Raw genomic sequence first — 19,824 nt, 5'->3', positions numbered from 1 at the left:
AACGAGGGCGGACGGGCACGACAAGAGGACCCGCTCGCGGGGCATCATCGGTCGGCTCGGAGAAGGTGGGGCGGCGTTGCCTCAGTTGAACGAGACGTGTTCGGTCAGTCGGAGATTCCGCAATGCAGGATGGTGGCCCAGTCGCTGGTGACCAACAGCAAGTTGCGCCACCAAATGTCGCCCGCGTGTGGGCCGCCGACGTCGCCGGAGCTTCGGACGGGCCCCAGATGCGCTTCGATGAGGTCGGCGATGCCGTCGGCGAGTTCGCCTGCCCGTCGGCTCTCGATCGGCGTGCGCAGATTGGGGTCCGCGTACCTGTTGGCGGGCTGCATGAATCCTTCGGTGACTTGTCGGCGAAGAATGTCCCGCCACGCTTGTGGCGACTCGAACGGTTCGACCGACGTTCTCACCCAGTATCCAGTGGCCCCCGCGTCGTACACGGCTTGAGCAAGACCCTTCGGCCAGTCATAACCGGGTGTCATCACAGCCGCTGGGACGACAGGGAAGAGGTATATGGACGACACATGGTCGCAGTCGTCGAGCAGCTCCTCGAGCGGTTCAGCTGCGGCCGACACCGCGCCTGGAGCGTCGAGTGGGTTCAGCATGGGCGTCCGGGATCCTCTGTGCGGTACTGCGTCTGAGGCCTCAGTGTTTCACCTGAGCCCGTTCATGCTGCGGTTTTCGGGCGTTCGAGGAGCTGGCCACGGTCGAAGCGGCGGAGGAGCAATCCACCATGACGAGGGAGCGCCGGTGATCGCGCACCATCCGGCCCGGGTGGTCTCGACGAGCTGAACACCATCATGAGCACCCGCTGACGGGCTGTCGGCGCCGCGGGTGACCTTGGTGCGCAGTTTGACGGTGGAGAACGCGGGTTCGGTCGGGTTCGTGGTCTTCCGCAGCGTAGATCTCCTGCACGGCCTTCGTCGCCCCGGGATACGCGGGCTCCGGCAGGGCGTTGCTGTCATTCCGGGCCTTGTAAGCCCAGCGCCTTTGGTGCCGGGCGGACGGCGGGCCATCGGTGAGCCCGCGTGGCGCGGTGACTTCGGTGGGGGCCGGCCGCGGCAACGACGATGCGGGACAGGTGTTGGCCGTTGCGAACCACCAGGCGCCGGCCGGCCTCATCGGGATCGGTCGCCAACTCGGGTATGTGCTGGTCACTTCCGGCTCCAGTGTGACGGCGAACATCCGTCGGGCGTCTTCGCGGACGATCTCGCGTTAGCAGGGAGCCCGGCTCTGTGGAGCGTCGGCTATGTCTCCGCTGAGCACGGGAGCGCCTTCCCGATCCGCGCTGCAACACCGGCCCACACGGTGGCCGTCGACGGATCATTCGGGAACGTACGCCCTCCTCGTACCCGCCCCTGTGATTGCGCCGACACCACAGCAGTCAGCGCATGCTGCCGCGGCATCGACAAGTGACGGCCATGTCGGTGTGGACCTGTGCTCAGCCGCCTACGACTGAACGTGCCTGGGTCTGCCGATCCGGATCAGTTGCACGCCGATACGCGCCGGGTGCTGTCCCGTGCGTACGTTTGAAAGCATTGGCGAAGGCGAACTCGGATGTGTAGCCCACCTGAGTGGCGATGGATCTCAATGGTGCGCCCGATGTCCCCAGCAGGCGGGCCGCCGTGGTCATCCGCCACCAGGTCAGATAGCCGAGGGGCGGTTGGCCGATCAGCAGGGCGAAGCGTTTGGCGAAGGATGCCCGCGAGAGCCCGGCCTCCTCGGCGAGTTTCGCCACGGTCCACGGTGCTGCCGGGTCTCGGTGGATGGCGTGGAGGGCCGCAGTGACCGGCGGGTCGTTCAGCGCGGCGGCCCATCCGGTGGCGGCTCGGGCGGGCTGTTCGTCGAACCAGATGCGCAGGATGTACAGCAGCAGTGCGTCCAGGAGCCCGGGGACGACCGCGTCCGTGCCCAGCCGCGGATTCTCCAGCTCGGCGGCCAGGAGCTCCACGGCGGAGCGCAGCTCAGGATGGCGCTGCGAGTGCGCCGGCACGTGGAGGAGAGCCGGGAGGGTCAGCAACAGCGGGTGCGCACGGGAGGGATCGAGCTGATAGGCCCCGCAGAGCACTGTGGTGACCGGGCCGGAGTCTCCGCTCCGGTCAACACTGTCCGAGGCGTACGCGTCGTACCGTTCGGGGCCGTCGGGGTCGCAGGCAGGCGCTGTCACCAGGCGTTCGGGGCTGTCGGCCAGGGTGTGCCCGCTGCCGTGGGGCAGGAACACCACGTCGCCCGCGATCAGCTGGACAGGCTGCCCGTCCGGGGGCAGCAGCCAGCAGGAACCCTGCAGGACCACTTGGAAGCCCGCCGACCCCGGTACAGAGGCGAACTCCTGTCCCCACGGCGCATGCCACCGTACGAGCGCCGACCGGGGCCGGCCCGTCCGCGTCACCGCGACCACGTCACTGAGCACATCCATGCGCCGAGAGTACGGGCACGAGACGTTCGCGCATGAACTGGGCAGCCTGACGCATGGATCGTCTGCATGTCGGTCCGTAGATTCGCCGGCATGACGATGATGAAGGCCGCTCGCATCCACGAGTACGGCGATACCTCCGTGATCCGCTACGACTCCGTTCCCCGTCCGCAACCCGCCTTCGGCGAAGTGCTTGTCCGTGTCGCCGCGACTTCGTTCAATCCCACCGAGGCCGCTCTGCGCGCCGGGCTGCTGCGCGCCTTCTTCCCTCTGGACCTGCCCTACACGCTCGGCTGGGACGTCGCCGGAACCGTCGCCGAGATCGGCCCGGGAGCGGAGGGCTTCGCCGTCGGCGACCGGGTCATCGGGCGGCTCGACGGCGGGGGTGCGGCTGCCGAGTACGTCCGCGCACCCACCGCCGTGCTCGTCGCCGCGCCGAGCTCCATCCCACTCGCGACCGCCGGCGCCCTTCCTGTGGCAGGCCTGACGGCCTGGCAGGCGGTGTTCGAGCACGGGAAAGTGGCCGCTGGTCAGCGGGTGTTGGTCAATGGTGCGGGTGGCGGCGTAGGAGGCTTCGTGACGCAGCTTGCCAAGTACGCCGGAGCCGAGGTGATCGCCACGGCCAGTCCTCGGAGCACCGCGGCGGTCCTGCGGCAGGGGGCGGACCGAGTGATCGACTACACCGCCGGGCCGATGGGTGCCGCACTCGACGGCCCGGTGGACGCGCTGCTGAATCTGGTCCCGCTGCTTCCGCCGGATGCCGTTGCTCTGGCACCTGTGGTGCGGCGGGGCGGGAGGATCGTGTCGATCGCGACCCCGATAGAACCGTCTGCCGGCGCCGGCGTCAGCGCGATGCACATGGTCGCCCGCAACGATGTCGCGCATCTCGAAGCACTCGCGAAACTCGTCGACGCGCAGGTACTCGACATCGACATCAGCGATTCACGTCCACTGGCCGACCTCGCCGACGTTCATCACCGCAGCGAAGCCGGGCAGATCCGTGGCAAGGTCGTCCTCACTCCCTGAGCCCCACCGGCCAGAGCTTGAACATCGAGCTTCTCGCCCTGGGAGCGTCCTGGTGTGTTGGCCGGGCGGCGGGGGCGGGGTTGCGGATCACGGCCCCGGCCGCCGAAGGAAGAACCCGTGGCAGAGCCGGGCGCGGGGGTTTCATGGCGGGCTGGCCAGGTCCACCGTGTGGATGACGGCGCACTCTCCGAGGTGCTCCGTCGGGCCGGAGTTCTCACGGTCCGCTTCGAGTCGACAACACCGGCAACCACAGCGTCGCCTCCGCCTCGAAGCGGGCTACCAGCAGGTCACGTAAGAGTCCGGTTGGCCTTTGCTCCCGCCGGCAGCACGCTTGGCGGGAACACCCGGCTCGAGGCCCTGGGCAGAGTCATTCCGCCCGGGGACTGTCCACCGTTCCAGCTGGTCCGTCTCAGGGGTCAGTTGTCCCCGAGCGCCAGCTTGATGCCGAAGCCGACGAGTAGCGTGCCGGTGATCGCGTCGATGACCCGCTGCACCGAGCCGCGGTTCAACCACCGGCGGACGAGCTGGGTGCCGAATATCAGCGCGCTGAACCAGACCAGCCCCTCCAGGTCATGCACAACCGCCAGGACGACTCCCATCAGCAGATGCGGGGCTTCGCTCGGGATGAACTGAGGCAGCATCGCCATGTAGAACACGCCGTTCTTCGGGTTCAGCAGGCTGGTCCCCAGCCCGCGCGCCCAGGACCGTGCCCACGTCGCCTCCGCGGTCGTGGCTCCCACTCCGTCCGCCGCATCCCCCGAACCGGGCCGGCCGCGCTCCTTGATCGTCCGGCGCAGCATGCTGATACCCAGCCACGCCAGGTACCCGGCACCGGCCACCCGCATTGCGTCGTACAGCAGGTGGGATGCCGTGAGCACCGCCGAGGCACCGGCCGCAGCTACCACGCCCCACACGAGCACGCCGGACAGGATCCCCAGCGCGGTCGCGAAGGCCCGGCGCCTGCCCAGGGTGATGGCGGAGCGCAGCACCAGAGCGGTGTCCAGTCCCGGCATGATGGTGAGCATGCCTGCCACTACGGCGAAGGAGGCTATGGAAGAGGAAACGGTCATGCGGCCATCCTGAAGCCGCTGCCGCGATCACGTCCAATGCGGTCTGCTTCACTGCGCATCAGCAGGACTGATACGTGGGCCTTCGGTACGCTCCGTCAGCACCACTCGCCTCGCCGCATCACGCGCACCGACACATCCGCCTTCAGGATGTCCTCCCGCGCGGAGCGTACGACAACACGGTGGCCTGCCGGCACGGGGAGCAGTGCTCGGCCCTGGGACAGATGTCTCCCGTACGGGTGAGGAGCAGGCCCCGTCGAGCGGCCATATGGCTAGAGCGATCCTGATGGGGCCTCCACAGGAAATAGATCTTCGTCCGCTGTCGGCCGTGGCAAGGTGCTCGCATGTCCAACCCCATCGCGTACCCGATCTTCCGCACCACCGACCGGTCACTGGCTCTGCGCGTGGCGCGTGAGCTTGTGGCAGTGGGTGACCGGCAGTACGCGGAGGTGTCAGTGGACGTCGAGCTGTGCACCGTCCCGGAAGTGTTGCGGATACGCGAGGTGCTGCCGGATGCCTGGTTCCGGAAAGAGGATGTCGAGGACTGGGCGCGGGATCCTTCCGACCCGACGGGTTTGCACGGTGGAGTCCACGCGCCCGAGCTTTCCAGCGATCCGGACTTCCTCTCCTCTCACCTACCGCTCTGGGCGTCGATGGAATACCGGCCCGTGGGCAGCATCGAGGAGCACTTCGCTGCCGTGGTGGGCACGAACATCGGCGAGATCTGGTGGTCCAGCTTGATCTGGCCCGATGTACCAGACCGTGACATCCACGGCGAAGCCAACAACGCCCGGGTCTCTTTGCTGTTCAACTGCCGAACCCAAGGCCTCGACCAGCGCTCCGATGACCACACCGTGCTCGTCCACGTGCGCCGCAGGAATCGCGACGGGTCCGAGGAACGGCACGCCTCCTGGTTGGCAGAGCAGATCGGTCAGTCCGTCATCGGCCCACCCCAGGATTGATCACCGATCGGCCCCAGCCACTCCAGGTCGATCACGTGACTCCTCCGGCCACGCTTCGCTTCAGGTGGACGCGAGGCGGGGCGAACTGAGTAATGCAGAGTGGGAACGGCTGCGGCCGTTCCTGCCGGTACGTCGTAGGCATGGCCCGTGGACCGGCAACACTCACCAGACCTCACACGACTCAGCGGCCAAAGCGACCGGAACCCCGGCCATCCCCGCGCGACCGCGCGATCAGGCCCGCTCCCCCGTCCCCGGCGGAGCCCGTACGCGCAGCAGGCGGCGAACCGGAGGCACGTACAGCCGCGCCTGATGGAACCTTGATCAAAGTGGGTCGCGTGTCCGCTCAGGTGGCTGCCCACAGTTCGGTGCGCAAGGTCGTCAGCTCTTTGTCCAGCCATTCCTCGACGGTCCGCCGCCAGGGGTCGGTGGGGTCACTCTCGAGGCTGTCGGCCCCAGCGTCCTCCGCGAGGTGCGGGTCGACGACAGGAGTGTCGAAGTAGGCGTCGACGTCGTCAGCCGCTTGGTAGAAGGCCCCCTCAGGCAGGTATCCGGGGAAAGGGGTGCCCCTCACGAAGGCATACAGCTTTCCGTGGGTGGACGAGTTCCGGTCCGGGAGGAGAGTGTCGCCGGCGCCGTTGCGGGCGATCGGAAGACGGCGCTGAGTGAGACCTCAAATGTCCGAGGCGAGTCTCCCCGTACGTCGCCTCCAGGAAGGACCGGAAGGAAGACGGCAGGGGCAGTCCGATCTCCCCCTAGCGCGCGTCGACCTCACCCCGTCTCGAACGGCTTGAATGGGGCTCCCCGACAAGCCAGGCCGATCCCCACGCGACAACTCCTCAGGCACAGCCGGGATTTGTGACACCCCGCCACCTCCGGAACCCTCCGCACCCGCGGCAGCGGACACCAGGCCAGAACGGCCGACCCCATGAAGATCCTGCTCCGTCACCGGCTACTCAAGACTGCTTCCATACAAGCGTATAGCGCCAGAACAGCCGTCGTCGCAAGCGTGCGCCAGGAAGGACCTCCCCGGCTTCACGGACGATGTCGCCAAAGGACATGTCCGCTGAGCGAGTGGCAGCCATCATGGAAACGGGCCGCCGTGAGGGACGGCCCTTGTTCTTCAACCAGCCCATGACGGCATTCGCCGGGATGGCGATGGCGCCGAGCAGGTGGTCCACCGGCGTCTGGGCGCGGGACAGGCCGACGATCACCAGGGTCCCTCCCGGCGCCAGATGACGGCGGCAACGGGCCAGCGTCTGGGCGAACGGCAGGTGATGGATCGTGGCGACGCACGTGATCACGTCGTACAAGCCGGCGGGAAACTCGGCCGTCGCATCCGCGACGATGAGAGTGACGGGAAGCGCCGAAGGGGTCAGCTTTCGGGCCTGCGCGGTGATCAGCGGATCGGAATCGACGGCCCGTACAGCGTCGGCCCGTCCGGCCAAGAGCCTTGCAAGATCGCCACTGCCGGAACCGACATCCAGGGCATGGTGGAATCGCCGGGGCAACTGCCGCAGGATCCAGCGGTGGTAGTGGGCGTTGTGATCCCAGGGATAAGTGGCATTGAACCGTTCAAGGGCACGTAGTACACGCGGTGACAAGATCTTCACGGCCCCAGTCCATCAAAGTCCCCGCGGCATGCACACCCCGGCAACACTCACCACGCCCGGCACAACACAGTGACTCCAGCGACCCGAGCACGGACGACCATCCCCACGAACACGGGGAGCAACAGTGGCCGGGGCCAGAGCCCTTGCCGAGTCCAGCCGCCGCGGCCATCCCCTCACAAGCGGGGAGCAGATCGACCAGCCGGCGACAGCTGGACCTACATCTCCGCCGACTGCTGGTCCACTGCCGAGAGCAACGGCCACGGCGGCGAACTCGTCCCCTCACCGCACCCGTCCACGACGAACGGTTCGCCGCTCTCCTCGCACACGAACACGAACACGGCCACGATGCCCTTGAACTGCTCATCGACAGGCGCGTGATCGCACAGACCAGAGCAGCCGTGGTCGCAACACAGCGACCGGAACACAGATCACGGCCTCGTGGGTACGCGAGACGACCCCACCGGGATTCTCAGAAGCGAAAGCAATCTGATCGATCCTGCGCAAAGCTTGCCCCACAGGGAGCCAGACTCCCGCTCGCAAGACCTAGCCATTAGGGGAAAAGTGAACTGGTACCTCGAAGTTCTCAAGAAGTACTTAGTGTTCAGTGGCCGTGCGCGCCGCAAGGAGCACTGGATGTTCTTCCTGTTCAACATCGTCGCGGTGATCGTCGTCGCGACGATCGACCTCGCGATCGGCACCTTCCCGCTGCTGTACCCGATCTACTTCCTGGCCGTGCTCCTGCCACACCTGGGCGTGACCGTCCGCCGCCTGCACGACACCGGCCGCTCCGGCTGGTTCATCCTCTTCGGCCTGATTCCCCTGGTCGGCTGCATCATCCTGATCGTTTTCCTCGCCAGCGAGGGCGAACAGCGCCCGAACGCCTACGGCCCGAACCCGAAGGCCGCCGCGGCCTACTGACGGTCCGCGTCCCCGCGCCGCAACCCCGAAGGTCCCCTTTCCTCGGGTTTCGGCGCGGGGAGAGAGCCCACACGGAGCGATGGGCGGCGGGGCGCACCGCCGAAGTTCACAGGACCGCGCAGGGACCAACCCTTGCGAGTGCAGAGCCGCTCCCCCGGTACCGTGGCGCGAATTCAGTAGAGGCTGTTGTCAGTACCCGGCTCGGTGATCCGGCCTCTCGGCTCTCGTCTCGACACAGCGCTGAGGTCAGGTGGCCTCTACGCCATGCTCGACGTGGCGGAGGAGTCCACACCGGCGGCAGATGACAGCAGATGACACCGTTCATGCCGTGGGGGAAGCGCTGCTGAGCGAACTGCCGGCCCCGACCGCCGCCTCGGGCATGGTCGCTCGTCGGTAGCCTGCGTCTGTGGTTGAGACCAGGGACGAAGTGCAGCTCATCGCGGACGGCTTTGAGCGCGTGCACGTCGAGCTGGAGTGGTACAGCGGACCGCGCGCCGGCCTCGCAGATGTCGACGGCCAGCCTCACTACTTCCAGAGCAACGACTGGGATGACGCTGACGAAGCCGACGAGTACATCGTCTGGCCCGCGAGCAACGCGGCAGTGGAGTTGGAGCGCGAACAGTGGGCGATCTTCGCACGGTGGAACGCGCGCTGTGAGGCGGGGACGGTGGGGCGGGAGACCCATCCCGGCCAGGGCGGGGTTGACGCCCGCTACGACGAGCTGGCCCTGCTGCTGGCGCCGTACCCGCGGGTTCCTGACCACGTGAGGCGGCTGGTGGGCGAGGTGCGGTTCGACGCCGGAGCCCGTTACCGGGTCGAAGGCCTGGACTACTGGTTCCGGTGGCGTCCAAGCCGGTGAGGCCGCTGTTGACCATGAGGTGTTGTGTGAACAATCAATGATCACGCGGCGACCTCGGACGCGAGCGTAGTGCCTGCCCACTGGCAGGAGGCATTCGAGGCTCTGACGAGCCGGATCGCGGGCCGTTTCTCCCAGGTTGAACCCCGCCGCCGGGCGCGGCAGTTGGTCTCCGGGCTGCTGTCGGACCTGCCGCGGAAGAACTGCTGGACCCTGGCCGAGCACGTGGGCGACGCCACTCCGGACGGCATGCAGCACCTCCTCGTGTACTTCTGCCGCCGGATCTACGGCTGGGGTACTAGGCCGTGCATCGAAAGTGGATCTTGAGCGATGAATGATCTCGGTTCATGGGGCGGGGAGATGTCACGGACGAGCAGCGGGTGGTGTTGGAGCCGTTGTTGCCGAGGAGCACGAGGGCGTGGCGGCCGCCAGCCCGGCCTCGGCGGCGGTTGATCGACGGCATACGGCTCCGGTTCCGGGTCCGGACCGGTGTTCCGTGGCGGGACGTGCCCGCAGAGTACGGGCCGTGGGGCCGGGTCTAAGACCTGTTCCGCCGGTGGCAGCGGAACGGCACCTAGCAGCGGATCCTCACCCGTCTCCAGCAAGCTGCACCTGGCCGTCGAGCAGGGACAGAAAGCCCATGTCGGTCGTAGTGACGGCCGGACAGCGCGGGGACTCGCCGCAGTTCGAGCCCGTGCTGGGGAAGGTCCGCGTGCCCCGCATCGGGCCAGGCCGGCCACGCGTTCGTCCCGATCGGGTGCGGGCCGACATGACGTACGCCTCCCGCAGGAACCGAGCCTACCTGCGCCGCCGCGGGATCCGCTGCACCATCCCGGACAAGGCCGACCAGGCACGCAACCGCCAGAAGCTCGGCTCCCGCGGCGGCCGGCCGCCGCGCCGTCGATCCGGTCGACTATGGCGAGCGTCATGCGGTCGAGTGCGGGATCGGGTGAGCATGATGAAGGCCGACCATTCCTCCACGGCGTACTTCAGTTCACCTCGGCGGGTCCTCGCCTGTGAGCCCGTCGACGGATTCACGGATGAGGTCGGCGTGACCGGCGTGGCGGGCGTACTCCTCGATGAGGTCAAGGAGGATGCGGCGGAGGTTGGGGCGTTCGCCGCTACGGGTGGTGTAGGCGCCCAGCTGGTCCAGCCCGCCAGTGCTGAGCGCCTTGTCGACGATGGCACGGGAGCGGGCGACTGATTCCTGCCAGAGAGCGCGCAGTTGCTCGGGGGTGTCCTGCGCAGCGGAACGGTAGTCCCAGTCGGGGGTGCGGTCCCAGTCGACGCTGTCCCAGGGAGCCCCGACGGGGGAGCCGAGCCACAGCCGGGCGAAGTGGCTGTCCTCTACGTGCGCCAGGTGCTTGAGGAGGCCGCCCAGAGTGACGGTGGACGTGCCGAGTGTGGCGCGAAGCCCGGCGGCGTCCAGGCCGGAGCACTTCCAGGCCAGAGTGGCCCGCTGCCGTTCGAGGGCGCCGAGGACGGCTGCTGCCTCGGTGCCGGCGAGAGGAGGTTCCGGCCAAGCTTCTGTTGTGCTCTCAGTCATGGCCGCAGACCTTAGCGAACGAAGCTGACAGTGCCGCCGACGGGTGAACCGCAACGAACCGATCACCCAGAACCACAAGATCCGCCGGACAGGCTGTAAGCCTCTTCGGTAACGCCGCACCGAAACAACGTCGGCGCGGCACGGGAGGCGGGCCGTGTTCGTGGGCGGGCGCTTCGCTTGTGTCGTTCTTGTAGCCCTGGGCCTTCCAATGGGAGTCGCTGGGCGTGGCCGCCACGGGCATGACCGTACTGCTTCCGCGCCGAGGGCTTGGCGGCCCTCGGCGCTGCAATGCTCGCCTCGTGACCGCGGGGCCGCGTGAGGCGACGGGTCACTACACCGTGTTGAAGAGGATCTTGTGCTTGGTGGAGAAGAGGGGGTCGGCCCGGATGAGCTTGGCCCGGACGCTCGCGCCCAGGTTGAGATCGGCGCCGGACGTGATCCTGCCCATCACAGCGGGTTCCGCCAAGTGCACCGTGCCCTCCTTGGGCTTGCCGTCCTCTGCGTCGGTGTTGACAACCGTGCCGCCGAAGACCTCGCCCACCCGGTTCTTCAGCACCGCGGCCTCCACCAGGTCCACCGTGCGCCGGTCCGCCACTCTCCCCTTCCCCCGCGCCATGTCGCACGGCAGGCAGTTCAAGGCGTCGAGCACCCAGTTCGGCGGGGCCTGGTCGGCGCACGCGGCCACGCACAGCTCCCCGGTGTACCGGTCGATCAGGCGCCGCAGCGGGGCCGTGCAGTTGGCGTACGGGGCCACGAACGCCGCGTGGCCTGTGTGCTCAGGGATGTGGCGGTCACGGAAGGTGGTGTACTTCGCCTTGAGCAACATGGCCGTGGCCTCGCTGAGGAAGGCCATGTGCTTCTGGTCAGCCGGGTTGAGGGAGTTGACCGGCGCGGCGTACGAGACGCCGGGCTTCCAGTCGATGCCCAGGAGCTTCGCGATGTCGTGCACGCGCTGGACCACCTGCTGGTCGGTCTGCTCCGGCTGGGTCCGCAGGATCCCCGTACCGCTGTCCAGCATGATCTGGGCCGCGGCCATTCCGGTCATGAGGGAGATCTGCTCGTTCCAGCACTCCACGGGCAGTATCGCCACGTAGCGCAGTCGGAACGTTCCGTCGTCCAGGGTGACGACCTCCTGGTCCGGCAGGTTCACCGAGATCCCGCCGCGCGCGGCCTCGACGGCCTCCCGCAGCGTGCCGATCTCGCGCAGCCGGGCGACGGACGCCTCCGCCGTGCCGGCGTCGATGTCCTGCTGGACACCCTGGTAGTTGAGCTTGGCCCGGCTGCGGACCTTGGCCCGCTCACGGTCGAGTCGGTCACGTTGCCGTCAGCGTCGAGGTCGTGCTGCCACAGCAGGGCGGGGACGACCTGGTCCGGGAGCAGGCTGGCCGGGCCCTCGGAGATCGAGGGCGGGTGCAGGGGCACCTTGAGGTCAGGGAAGTACAACGTCTCGATCCTGTCGTGGGCCTCGGCGTCCAGCGGGCTCCCCGCTTTGACGAAGGCCGCCACGTCGGCGATGGCGTAGTGCACGCGCTACCCGCCGCCGGGCCGCCGCTCCAGGAACATGGCCTGGTCGAAGTCCTTCGACGTCGGCGGTTCGATGGTGAACAACGGCAGATGGGAGGCGTCCTTGTCGGGCAGCCGGAGCCCGGCTTTGGCTGCCTCCGCCGCTTCGAGCACATGCGCGGGAAATTCCGCGGAGGCCTTCAGCTCTGCCCGGAGCTGCTGCATTGCCTGGAGCAGGGCGTCCTGGGCCTCGCGGGACATGCGCATCTGGGGGGCGTCGCATGTCCCGAGCGGAGGGCGGCGACCACGCTGCGGCGCTGTGAGAGGGTCCGGGCGGGGGAGGTGGGGACGACCGAGGGTGTCGGGCGGGCATGGGGCTGGGGTGAGATGGCCGGGCCTGGTCTCGTGGCTACGTCGGGCTGCATAGGGCAGTACGCAGTTGCCGTCCGCCTCAGTCGGGGCGTCGGGACCGGCGGCCCCCGGCGCTTCCTGGAGTACCAGGGCCCGGGTCCTGGCCGAGATCGGCGACGAGCGAAACCGTTTCGCGACCGCTGGTTCGACATATTCCTACGCCAGCAGTGCACCAGTCGCCCAGTAAGCGGAAAAGTTCTGGTCAGCGCGATGGCAGGCGCCCCTCAGGCATGCGCGAACCATCCCCGTGCGAACAGGCCCGCTCCCCCGGAGCGGGGGAGCAGGTCTCCGTCAGTGCGCCCAGGGCAGTCGCACCGCCTCGATTTCTACGTCGTTCAGCAACGCCTCGATGAGGGCCGGGGGCCCGGCGACCTTTGTGGCCCACAGGTCGTAGTCGGTGCACAGGACCCAGGAGCGGTCATCGGCCCAGAGGTTGGACGGGCTGAAGTCGGCCTCGGAGTGGTCGTAGAGGAACTCGGCGTCGCCGAGCCGTCCCGCACGCACGTGCGGACGGTCGAAGTCGGTCGCTCCGAGCATCAGCGGGTTGTAGTAGGCCAGGCAGCGGGTTCCCGGGCCTGCCGGGCTGTACTGGGTGAGGACGGCGATCAGCCGGTTCCAGGTCTCGCGGTCCAGGCTCCCCTCGGTCGGCGCGACCATGCCGAGCGGCCAGCTGCCCTCCTTCTTGGCCGAGGGAAAGCAACGGTAGGAGGGCATCAACCCGTCGGGCACGACCGGGTCGCCGGTCCTCCCGGCAAGCTCGGCCCAGCGGAGCCGTAGCCAGCCGGGGCCCGGATGCTCGGCACGGCCCAGCCGTCCACCCGTGACGACACCCACGGCATCGAGGTCGATGCCCGCGACGACACGGGGCGAGGCGCTTCCGTCTGCCAGACGTGCCCGGCGGTACTCGTGGTACGACACATCCGCCGGCCCCTGCTCATGCTCGTACATGGCGTTCAGCACCCACACCGCGTCGGGCATCGCCGGTGGCATGAAACCGGTGATGCCGTCGCCGCACAGCTCCAGCAGCCACTCGGCCGCCCCGGACGGCGCGAGCGGCCACAGGGTTGACAGCAGGTTCGGCTCCTCGGACATGCGCTCATACTCCCAGGCCCGAACCGGCCCTCCCGCGAGCGGTAGCGTGCCGCCTCCCGAGCACCTCCGTGTACGTCACCGGGAGGCGAGGCGCAGCTCAGGAAGCGGCGAGCCGGCCACCGAGAAGCGGTCCACGCCCTCACACAGTGGTCAGTCCCACTGCTGGGCGGCGAGGGACTCGACCGGCTGGGGCTTGCCGATCACCGCCAGGGCGATGAAGAAGTTGATCTGCCCGATCGCGATGGTCAGCGTGGCCAGCGCCTTCTGGTCGTAGTGCCGGGCCGCCTCCGCGTACACCTCGTCCGTCACACGCTCACGTCCGTGCGGGGCGGGCTGCAGCGTCGCCTCCACCAGCGCGAGAGCCGCCCGCTCAGCCGGGGTGAAGTACGGGGCGTCCTGCCAGGACGCGACCGCGGTGATCCGCTCCTCCGACTCCCCCGTCTTCCGCAGGAAGCTCGTGTTCAGCACGGTCAGGTACGTGTTGTGCACGATCTGTCCCGCCCGCAGATGCACCAGGTTGATGGTCGTACGCGGGACGGACTGGTTACCGGTCGCGCGGAAGAGCGCGGCACTGACATCGGCCAGCTCGGGCACGAACTCGCCCGGGTTCGGCATGCGGGAGATCGAAGCAGCAGCATTGTTCGACATAGCGGGTTCTCCATCGTCCGGTCGATCCGTGGCACCGGCGCTCTCGCCGGCGTCTTCACAGCACTGACGGAACGGCCGACGGGAACGTGACAGCCTCCGAGGAGAAAGTTCTGCCGCCGGGGCAACAGGTGGGCGCGGTTCTTGCCGGGCTTGGTGAGGCGTCGCTCATCCCGCAGCCGTCCCCTCGATGCTCGTCAGCCGGGTGGTCTCACTGTCGTACGAGTGGGCCCGCCCGGGGTGTCGGATCCGAGCGGGCCTCGTCCTCACATGCCGGACGGTCCGAGGGTACGAGCAGGTGTCGCCGTCACCCGCACATCGCCTCCTGCTGCCACTCCTTCAGCGCGCCGTCGATCGGATGAGGCTGCGGATTCCCCTGCCCGTCCGGCTTGCTCCACCTCATCAGGTTGAGCGCCATCGACATCTGACGGCCGCCGTCGGAGCGGGTCCAGGACATCGTTCCGGCGCCCCAGACGGTCCCCGTGTTGCCCCAGAAGGTGCCGCAGCCCGGGATGTCGACCTTCTCCAGCCCCAGGCCGTAGGCGGACGTCGAGCCGTCCAGTTCGATCACGGGAGTCGTGCGCTGCATCTCCTTCAGCGACGCGCGGCTCACGATCCGTCCGTCCAGCAGTTTGCCGAAGAACCGGTTGAGGTCGTTCATGGTGGACACCAGGTCGGCCGTGCCGGCCACCCACGACATGTTGTAGACGCTGTAGTCACGCGGCGGGTCGATCAGGCCCCACAGCGACTCGTACATCCGGGCGTGCGGTCCCTTGATCTGCGTACCCGTCGGGAAGTAGGTGTGCTTCAGGCCCGCCCGCAGGATCACGTTCCTCGTGATGTAGTCCTCGGCCCGCTCACCGGTCACCTTCTCCAACAGCTCGCACAGGATGAGGTAGTTGGTGTTCGAGTACACCCCGGGCACGGTGCCCGGCTCGGCCACCGGTGGTGCCGACACGCCCAGTTCGATCAGCTCGGCCCGGCTGAACTGCCGGAACCGGTTGTCGTCCAGGCTCTTGGGCGAGGGCACCTGGAGCGACGGGAAGGCGTACCGGATGTGGTCGGGGATGCCGCTGGTGTGGTTCAGCAGCATGCGGACCGTGATCTTCCGGCCGCGTTCGCCGGGGACCAGGTCGGGGAGGTAGTCGGCTATCGGTGCGTCGAGGCGGATCCTGCCCTGTTCCGTCTGCTGCAGGATCGCCGCTGCCGTGAGGGTCTTGGTGATGCTGCCCACGCGTTGCAGCATGTCCGGGGTGACCGGGCGGCCGGTGGCCGCATCCGCGACCCCCGACGCACCGCGCCATGTCCGACCGGAGTCCCGCACCTCCGCGAACACTCCTGGCACGCCCGCCTCATGGACGCCCGCCAGGGCGGACCGCAAGCCCGCCGCCTCGGCCGAGGTGGTGTGCGGCGGAGCCGTCTCGTCCGCGGTGCTCTGCAGCAGAGCCGCCTCGTCAGCGATGCTCTGCTGCAGAGCCGCCTCGTCCGCGATGCTCTGCGGCGGAGCCGCCGCCAACGTTCCCGCCCCGAGTGTCAGCGCGGCGATGCCCCCGCACAAGGCCCTTCGGATCTTCATGACTGTCGTCCCTTCTTCCTCATCAGTCGGTCAGCGCGCGCCGCAGCGCGTCCGCGATCGCCGCCATCTGTCGCTGCGAGACCTCGGCGGAGAGAATCGCCTGCGAGCCGTGGAAGGTGCCCGGCCACTGGTGCAGTTCCACCGACACCCCCGCCTGCAGGAGCCGCAGCGCGTACGCGATGTCGTCGTCGCGGTTCGGGTCGTACTCCGCCGTGGCGACGTAGGCCGGCGGCAGGCCCGACAGGTCCTCCGCCCGCCCGACCGCCGCGTACGGCGTCGCGGTCGCCGAGCCCAGGTAGTGGCGCCACGACTGGGTGGCGATGTCCCGCGTGACCCACGGCGTCTCCGTGAAGTTCCGCTGCGACCAGGTCTCCTGGCGGTCGTCGAGCTGAGCCTCGTTGAGCAGCTGGAAACAGATCCGCGGGCCCTGCTCGTCCCGTGCCCGCAGGGCGACGGCCGCCGCGAGACCTCCGCCCGCGCTGTGCCCGGCGACCGCGAGCCGTTCGGGGTCGAATCCGAGTTCGGCGGCGTGTCCGGCGGCCCAGAGCAGCACCGCGTACACGTCGTCCAACGCGGCGGGGAACGGGTCCTCGGGGGCCGTCCGGTAGCCCACGGAGATCACCACCGCGCCGGACCCCTGAGCCACCCGGGCGGCCCAGGCGTGCTCGGTGTCCACGTCGCCGACGACGTATCCGCCGCCGTGGAGCCAGATGACCGCGCCGCTCGCCGCGCGCGGACGGTAGATCCGCACCGGCACGTCGGGATCGGCGGGCACCACGCGGTCCTCGACCTGGAGGTCCGTGGTGTCCGGGGCGGGCCGGGCGGCGGCCAGCTCGGCGTACTGCTTGCGTTCGGCGACCGGGTCGGTCAGGTCCGCCTTGGGGAACAGGGGGACGAATGCTTGGAGTTCGGGATCCATGACGGCCATCCTGGCGGCCGCCCGTCGGCGAATCATCCGCCATCCGTCGCGCAAACCGGCCCGATCGCGCGCCACCCGGCGCGCACCCGTCCGTCCCCTGTACGAGAGGGCCGAGCCCCTCCTCAGGTCGTCGGCCTGTAGGGGCTATCCCCGCGCAGGCGGGGCGCCGAGCCCCCGTTGGTGCCGTCCCCGCGGGGCGGGGCGCAGTCAGCCTTGCGCTTGCTGAAGGCGGGTGACCTGCTCGCTGATGAGCGCGGGCGGGAAGGCACGTACGTCGCGGCCGGCGATCGACAGTTTGCTGACGTTCACCACCGTGTTCGCGGCCCGCACCACGGTGCACTCGGTCACGGCCGGGCCCAGCTTCACCGAGGCGGCGATCTCGAAACGTACGGCCCCCTCACCGACCCTCGAAGCAGCAAGCACAGTGACGGTTCCCCTGTACGTACGTGCCGGCCGGGCTCTGCCGCTCGAAGGACCTGCAGGTCTTCAGGCCGGTTCGCCCGCGTGCCGCGGCGGCCGCTCAGAGGTGGCCCTCGAGGAACTCCCGTACCTCGGTGACGGTCATGGGCCCCGCGCCGTGCGCCACCGTCTCTCCCTCCTTCAGCAGCACGTAGGACGGGGCTCCGGTGACCTCGTATCGCTTGGTTGCGGCCGGACAGCGCGTGATGTCGGTGCGGACGACCGCCAGGCGGCCCGTGTATTCCTCGGCGATGCCACCCACGACGAGGTCCATCGCCCGACAGGGTTCGATCGCCTTCGGCCATGTCCCGGTGAAGTACGCGAGGACCGGGACCCTGCTCATCCGGAGGATGAAATCGAACTCCGCGTCCTCACGGGGTTGGTGAAACCGCTTCGCCATGGAAGCTCCTGATCTCGCGTTCCGTCGTCTACGTCCCCATCTTCCCCCGCTGGACGAGCCTGGGTGCGACCGGAGCAGGCGCCCGTGCAGCCTCGAACGGCACCGTGAGTGTGGCCGGAAGCGGTGGAAGTAAATCCGTCGACAGACCCGTCGGCACCCGGCAGAGTGGCCGCCCGTGACGAGCAGTGAACTGTGGACCCGTGCGACCGCCGACCGCTACGACGCCGAGGAGACCGAGATGTCCTCGGCCGCCGTCCTCGGACCGACCCTCGCGTTCCTCGCCGACCTTGCCGGAGACGGCCGGGCACTGGAGTTCGCCATCGGGACCGGACGAGTGGGTGTCCCGCTCCGGGAACGCGGCGTGCCGGTCGTGGGCATCGAGCTGTCCGAGCACATGGCGGCGGTGCTGCGGCGCAAGGTCGACGAGGAGACTCTCCCGGTCGCCATCGGGGACATGGCCACCACCTTCGTCCCCGGCCGGTTCGCCCTCGTCTATCTCGTCTACAACACGATCACGAACCTGCTCACGCAGGACGAGCAGGTCGAGTGCTTCCGCAACGCCGCACGTCATCTGGAGCCCGGCGGCCGATTCGTCATCGAGCTGGGCGTGCCGCCCCTCCGGTTCCTGCCGCCCGGTCAGGTCGCGGTGCCGTTCGACGTCTCCGAGCGGCATCTCGGCTTCGACACCTTCGACCTCGTCGAGCAGATTCTCGTCTCGCATCACCTCACCCGCGAGGACGACGGCGAGGGTGGCGACGGCCGCTACCGCCGCGACGCCTCCCGGCACCGGTACGCCTGGCCGGCGGAGCTCGACCTGATGGCACGGATCGCTGGTCTCGAGCTGGAACGTCGCGTGGCGGACTGGGACGGGGCGCCGTTCACCCAGGACTCCGCGAAGCACATCTCCGTGTGGCGCAAGCCGGCCTGAGTCCGGCAGCGGATGCGCAGGCGGCCGCCGGAGCCGTACGCAGCCGTACCCTGTGCACCAGCCCTCCCGCGAGACCCACGCGGCACGTACGCTGCGATCATGAACAACCCCGTCCTCACCGCCCGCGAACTCGTGCGGGACCGATTCCCCACCGCCCGGGCGGCCTTCCTTGCCGGCAGCGTGCTGACCGACCGCCGGACGCCCACATCCGATCTGGACCTGGTGGTCCTCCTGGACGGGCCGCCCGCGCCGTACCGGGAGAACCTCGAGTACCGCGGCTGGCCGGTGGAGCTGTTCGTACAGACGGAGGCCGCATGGCACAGCTTCGTCGACCAGGAGACCGCGAAGCGGAGATCGCCCCTGCTCGCCATGTGTGCTGACGGCATGCTCCTGGTGGACACCGACGGGCTGGGCGCCTCGCTCCAGGCTGAGGCTCGCAAGCGCCGGGCCGCGGGCCCGCCGCCGCTGTCGGACCATGAGCGTGACTACGAGCGGTACATCCTGACCGACCTGCTCGATGACCTGTATGGCTGCACGGACACCGCGGAGCGGGTGTACCTGGTCTCACACATCCTCCAGCGTGCCTCGGAACTGGTTCTGCTCATCGGCGGGCATTGGCTCGGTGCGGGCAAGTGGCTGTCACGTCGCCTGGCCGAGGCCGAGCCGGCGACGCACCGCGCGTTGTCCGAAGCCGCCCCGCAGGCGATCGCCGGGGACACGACGGGTTTCACCGCGGCCGTGACACAGGTACTGGACCTGGCGGGCGGCCCGCTGTGGGACGGGTACGCCATCCGATGACCGATCGCTTCGCGATGAGGCGATCGCCGGCCGTCCGGGGCCCCGGCGGAAATCGGGGTGATCCCTGCGGGCCCGGACTGGGACGCTGTGCGGGTGACTGAGACGACCCCTTACGACGCCGACCGTGCCCGATTCACCCGCCAGGCGCTGGCACGCCTGGTCCTGTGCGATCACGCCGCGGACGTCGCCGATGGCGCGGCGGGACTGGTCGCGACCGGGAACGACCTCGACTCCGGCCCCGGGGGCCGGGTCAGCCAGGCATTCCAGCTCATCGAACTCGCGGAGCGCGCGTTGGTCTCGGCCGTGACCTACGAACGGGAGCGGGGCAGCTCCTGGGCGGAGATCGGCCAGTATCTGGGGATCGGCGCGGCGGAAGCGGAAGAGCGCTTCGCCGCGGACCTGGACGGCTGGAACACAGCCTTCGACGTCCCGTACCGGCTCGACGAAACCGGCCGCACACGCGTACCCCAGCTGCCCACCGCCGCGTACGACCCCGTCTGGGCGTGCGGCCGGCTCGACACCTGGGCACGGAACCGGCTCATCCTCCTCAACGACGAGCACCCGGTCAGCTCGGGCCTCTCCATGGTGACACCGGAGGCGTAGCACGCCCGGTCACGCCGAGCGCCGTGCTCCGTCGGGTTTGATGCACTCATCGGGATCAGCGTTCAGCGTTCTCGGTAGCGTGATCACCTGCC

20 protein-coding genes and 4 pseudogenes are annotated in these 19,824 nt (G+C 68.8%); 10 read left to right on the top strand and 14 right to left on the bottom strand.

Annotation, left to right across the window (positions count from 1 at the left end; all coding sequences use genetic code 11):
- Window positions 1-104: 104 nt before the first annotated feature.
- The 3 genes and pseudogenes from AC07AW_RS16935 to AC07AW_RS16925 all read right to left on the bottom strand — a co-directional run bounded on the left by AC07AW_RS16935 (window position 105) and on the right by AC07AW_RS16925 (window position 2,416).
- Complete coding sequence (locus AC07AW_RS16935; RefSeq protein ID WP_478816200.1) at window positions 105-605, bottom strand: hypothetical protein; 501 nt, start codon at window positions 603-605, stop codon at window positions 105-107.
- Window positions 606-1,026: 421 nt separating this feature from the next.
- Window positions 1,027-1,222: pseudogene (locus AC07AW_RS16930) on the bottom strand (IS256 family transposase); the annotation flags it as partial.
- Window positions 1,223-1,441: 219 nt separating this feature from the next.
- Window positions 1,442-2,416 (bottom strand): AraC family transcriptional regulator, encoded by a 975-nt coding sequence (locus AC07AW_RS16925; RefSeq protein WP_478816199.1) that lies wholly within the window; start codon window positions 2,414-2,416, stop codon window positions 1,442-1,444.
- A gap of 90 nt (window positions 2,417-2,506) precedes the next feature.
- On the opposite strand from AC07AW_RS16925, the gene AC07AW_RS16920 reads away from it, so the two are divergent.
- Window positions 2,507-3,439 carry an NADP-dependent oxidoreductase gene (locus AC07AW_RS16920; RefSeq protein WP_478816198.1) on the top strand — a complete coding sequence of 311 codons (933 nt, stop codon included), beginning with the start codon at window positions 2,507-2,509 and terminating at the stop codon, window positions 3,437-3,439.
- Window positions 3,440-3,855: 416 nt separating this feature from the next.
- Here AC07AW_RS16920 and AC07AW_RS16915 read toward each other — a convergent pair whose 3' ends face one another.
- Window positions 3,856-4,509 (bottom strand): LysE family translocator, encoded by a 654-nt coding sequence (locus tag AC07AW_RS16915; RefSeq protein WP_478816197.1) that lies wholly within the window; start codon window positions 4,507-4,509, stop codon window positions 3,856-3,858.
- Window positions 4,510-4,850: 341 nt separating this feature from the next.
- Here AC07AW_RS16915 and AC07AW_RS16910 point away from each other — a divergent pair, with 341 nt between their 5' ends.
- On the top strand, window positions 4,851-5,468 hold the full coding sequence (locus tag AC07AW_RS16910) for a hypothetical protein (protein ID WP_478816196.1): 618 nt from the start codon (window positions 4,851-4,853) through the stop codon (window positions 5,466-5,468).
- A gap of 343 nt (window positions 5,469-5,811) precedes the next feature.
- On the opposite strand, the gene AC07AW_RS16905 is transcribed toward AC07AW_RS16910, so the two are convergent.
- Together AC07AW_RS16905 and AC07AW_RS16900 are read right to left on the bottom strand one after the other, a co-directional pair.
- Window positions 5,812-6,039 (bottom strand): hypothetical protein, encoded by a 228-nt coding sequence (locus AC07AW_RS16905; RefSeq protein ID WP_478816195.1) that lies wholly within the window; start codon window positions 6,037-6,039, stop codon window positions 5,812-5,814.
- A 382-nt stretch (window positions 6,040-6,421) separates the two neighbouring features.
- Window positions 6,422-7,078, bottom strand: coding sequence for a class I SAM-dependent methyltransferase (locus AC07AW_RS16900; RefSeq protein ID WP_478816194.1), 657 nt, complete (start codon window positions 7,076-7,078; stop codon window positions 6,422-6,424).
- A gap of 561 nt (window positions 7,079-7,639) precedes the next feature.
- Between AC07AW_RS16900 and AC07AW_RS16895 the strand changes: the two genes are divergently transcribed.
- From AC07AW_RS16895 to AC07AW_RS16875, 5 genes and pseudogenes are all read left to right on the top strand, one after another.
- A complete protein-coding gene (locus AC07AW_RS16895; RefSeq protein WP_478816193.1) occupies window positions 7,640-7,996 on the top strand; it encodes a DUF805 domain-containing protein in 357 nt (118 codons plus the stop codon).
- Window positions 7,997-8,402: 406 nt separating this feature from the next.
- Entirely contained in the window at window positions 8,403-8,855 is a 453-nt protein-coding gene (locus AC07AW_RS16890; RefSeq protein WP_478816192.1) for a hypothetical protein, read from the top strand.
- Between the two features lie 102 nt (window positions 8,856-8,957).
- A pseudogene (locus tag AC07AW_RS16885) lies at window positions 8,958-9,116 on the top strand (IS701 family transposase); the annotation flags it as partial.
- Between the two features lie 83 nt (window positions 9,117-9,199).
- Entirely contained in the window at window positions 9,200-9,394 is a 195-nt protein-coding gene (locus tag AC07AW_RS16880) for a transposase (RefSeq protein ID WP_478816191.1), read from the top strand.
- A 52-nt stretch (window positions 9,395-9,446) separates the two neighbouring features.
- Window positions 9,447-9,744: pseudogene (locus tag AC07AW_RS16875) on the top strand (transposase); the annotation flags it as partial.
- A gap of 102 nt (window positions 9,745-9,846) precedes the next feature.
- Here the strand turns inward: AC07AW_RS16875 and AC07AW_RS16870 are convergent.
- From AC07AW_RS16870 to AC07AW_RS16835, 8 genes and pseudogenes are all read right to left on the bottom strand, one after another.
- The gene (locus tag AC07AW_RS16870; RefSeq protein ID WP_478816190.1) at window positions 9,847-10,398 is read right to left on the bottom strand and encodes a DinB family protein; all 552 of its coding nucleotides are present in this window, start codon (window positions 10,396-10,398) and stop codon (window positions 9,847-9,849) included.
- A gap of 331 nt (window positions 10,399-10,729) precedes the next feature.
- A pseudogene (locus AC07AW_RS16865) lies at window positions 10,730-12,162 on the bottom strand (RNB domain-containing ribonuclease).
- 441 nt (window positions 12,163-12,603) lie between these two features.
- The gene (locus AC07AW_RS16860) at window positions 12,604-13,404 is read right to left on the bottom strand and encodes a hypothetical protein (RefSeq protein ID WP_478816189.1); all 801 of its coding nucleotides are present in this window, start codon (window positions 13,402-13,404) and stop codon (window positions 12,604-12,606) included.
- Between the two features lie 150 nt (window positions 13,405-13,554).
- Window positions 13,555-14,019 carry a carboxymuconolactone decarboxylase family protein gene (locus AC07AW_RS16855; RefSeq protein WP_478816188.1) on the bottom strand — a complete coding sequence of 155 codons (465 nt, stop codon included), beginning with the start codon at window positions 14,017-14,019 and terminating at the stop codon, window positions 13,555-13,557.
- 337 nt (window positions 14,020-14,356) lie between these two features.
- Complete coding sequence (locus AC07AW_RS16850; protein WP_478816187.1) at window positions 14,357-15,625, bottom strand: serine hydrolase domain-containing protein; 1,269 nt, start codon at window positions 15,623-15,625, stop codon at window positions 14,357-14,359.
- Between the two features lie 22 nt (window positions 15,626-15,647).
- Window positions 15,648-16,544: an alpha/beta hydrolase gene (locus AC07AW_RS16845; protein WP_478816186.1), complete on the bottom strand. Its 897-nt coding sequence runs from the start codon at window positions 16,542-16,544 to the stop codon at window positions 15,648-15,650.
- A gap of 207 nt (window positions 16,545-16,751) precedes the next feature.
- Complete coding sequence (locus AC07AW_RS16840) at window positions 16,752-16,967, bottom strand: hypothetical protein (RefSeq protein WP_478816185.1); 216 nt, start codon at window positions 16,965-16,967, stop codon at window positions 16,752-16,754.
- Window positions 16,968-17,064: 97 nt separating this feature from the next.
- The gene (locus tag AC07AW_RS16835; protein ID WP_478816184.1) at window positions 17,065-17,403 is read right to left on the bottom strand and encodes a thioredoxin family protein; all 339 of its coding nucleotides are present in this window, start codon (window positions 17,401-17,403) and stop codon (window positions 17,065-17,067) included.
- Window positions 17,404-17,578: 175 nt separating this feature from the next.
- Here AC07AW_RS16835 and AC07AW_RS16830 point away from each other — a divergent pair, with 175 nt between their 5' ends.
- The 3 genes from AC07AW_RS16830 to AC07AW_RS16820 all read left to right on the top strand — a co-directional run bounded on the left by AC07AW_RS16830 (window position 17,579) and on the right by AC07AW_RS16820 (window position 19,732).
- Entirely contained in the window at window positions 17,579-18,331 is a 753-nt protein-coding gene (locus tag AC07AW_RS16830; protein WP_478816183.1) for a class I SAM-dependent DNA methyltransferase, read from the top strand.
- A gap of 99 nt (window positions 18,332-18,430) precedes the next feature.
- Window positions 18,431-19,129, top strand: coding sequence for a nucleotidyltransferase domain-containing protein (locus AC07AW_RS16825; RefSeq protein WP_478816182.1), 699 nt, complete (start codon window positions 18,431-18,433; stop codon window positions 19,127-19,129).
- A 93-nt stretch (window positions 19,130-19,222) separates the two neighbouring features.
- On the top strand, window positions 19,223-19,732 hold the full coding sequence (locus AC07AW_RS16820; RefSeq protein ID WP_478816181.1) for a hypothetical protein: 510 nt from the start codon (window positions 19,223-19,225) through the stop codon (window positions 19,730-19,732).
- Window positions 19,733-19,824: the final 92 nt, after the last annotated feature.

Source organism: Streptomyces sp. NPDC044003 (assembly GCF_056435185.1).
The sequence above is the reverse complement of the archived record's forward strand: the minus strand, read 5'-3'. Positions and strand labels throughout refer to the sequence as shown.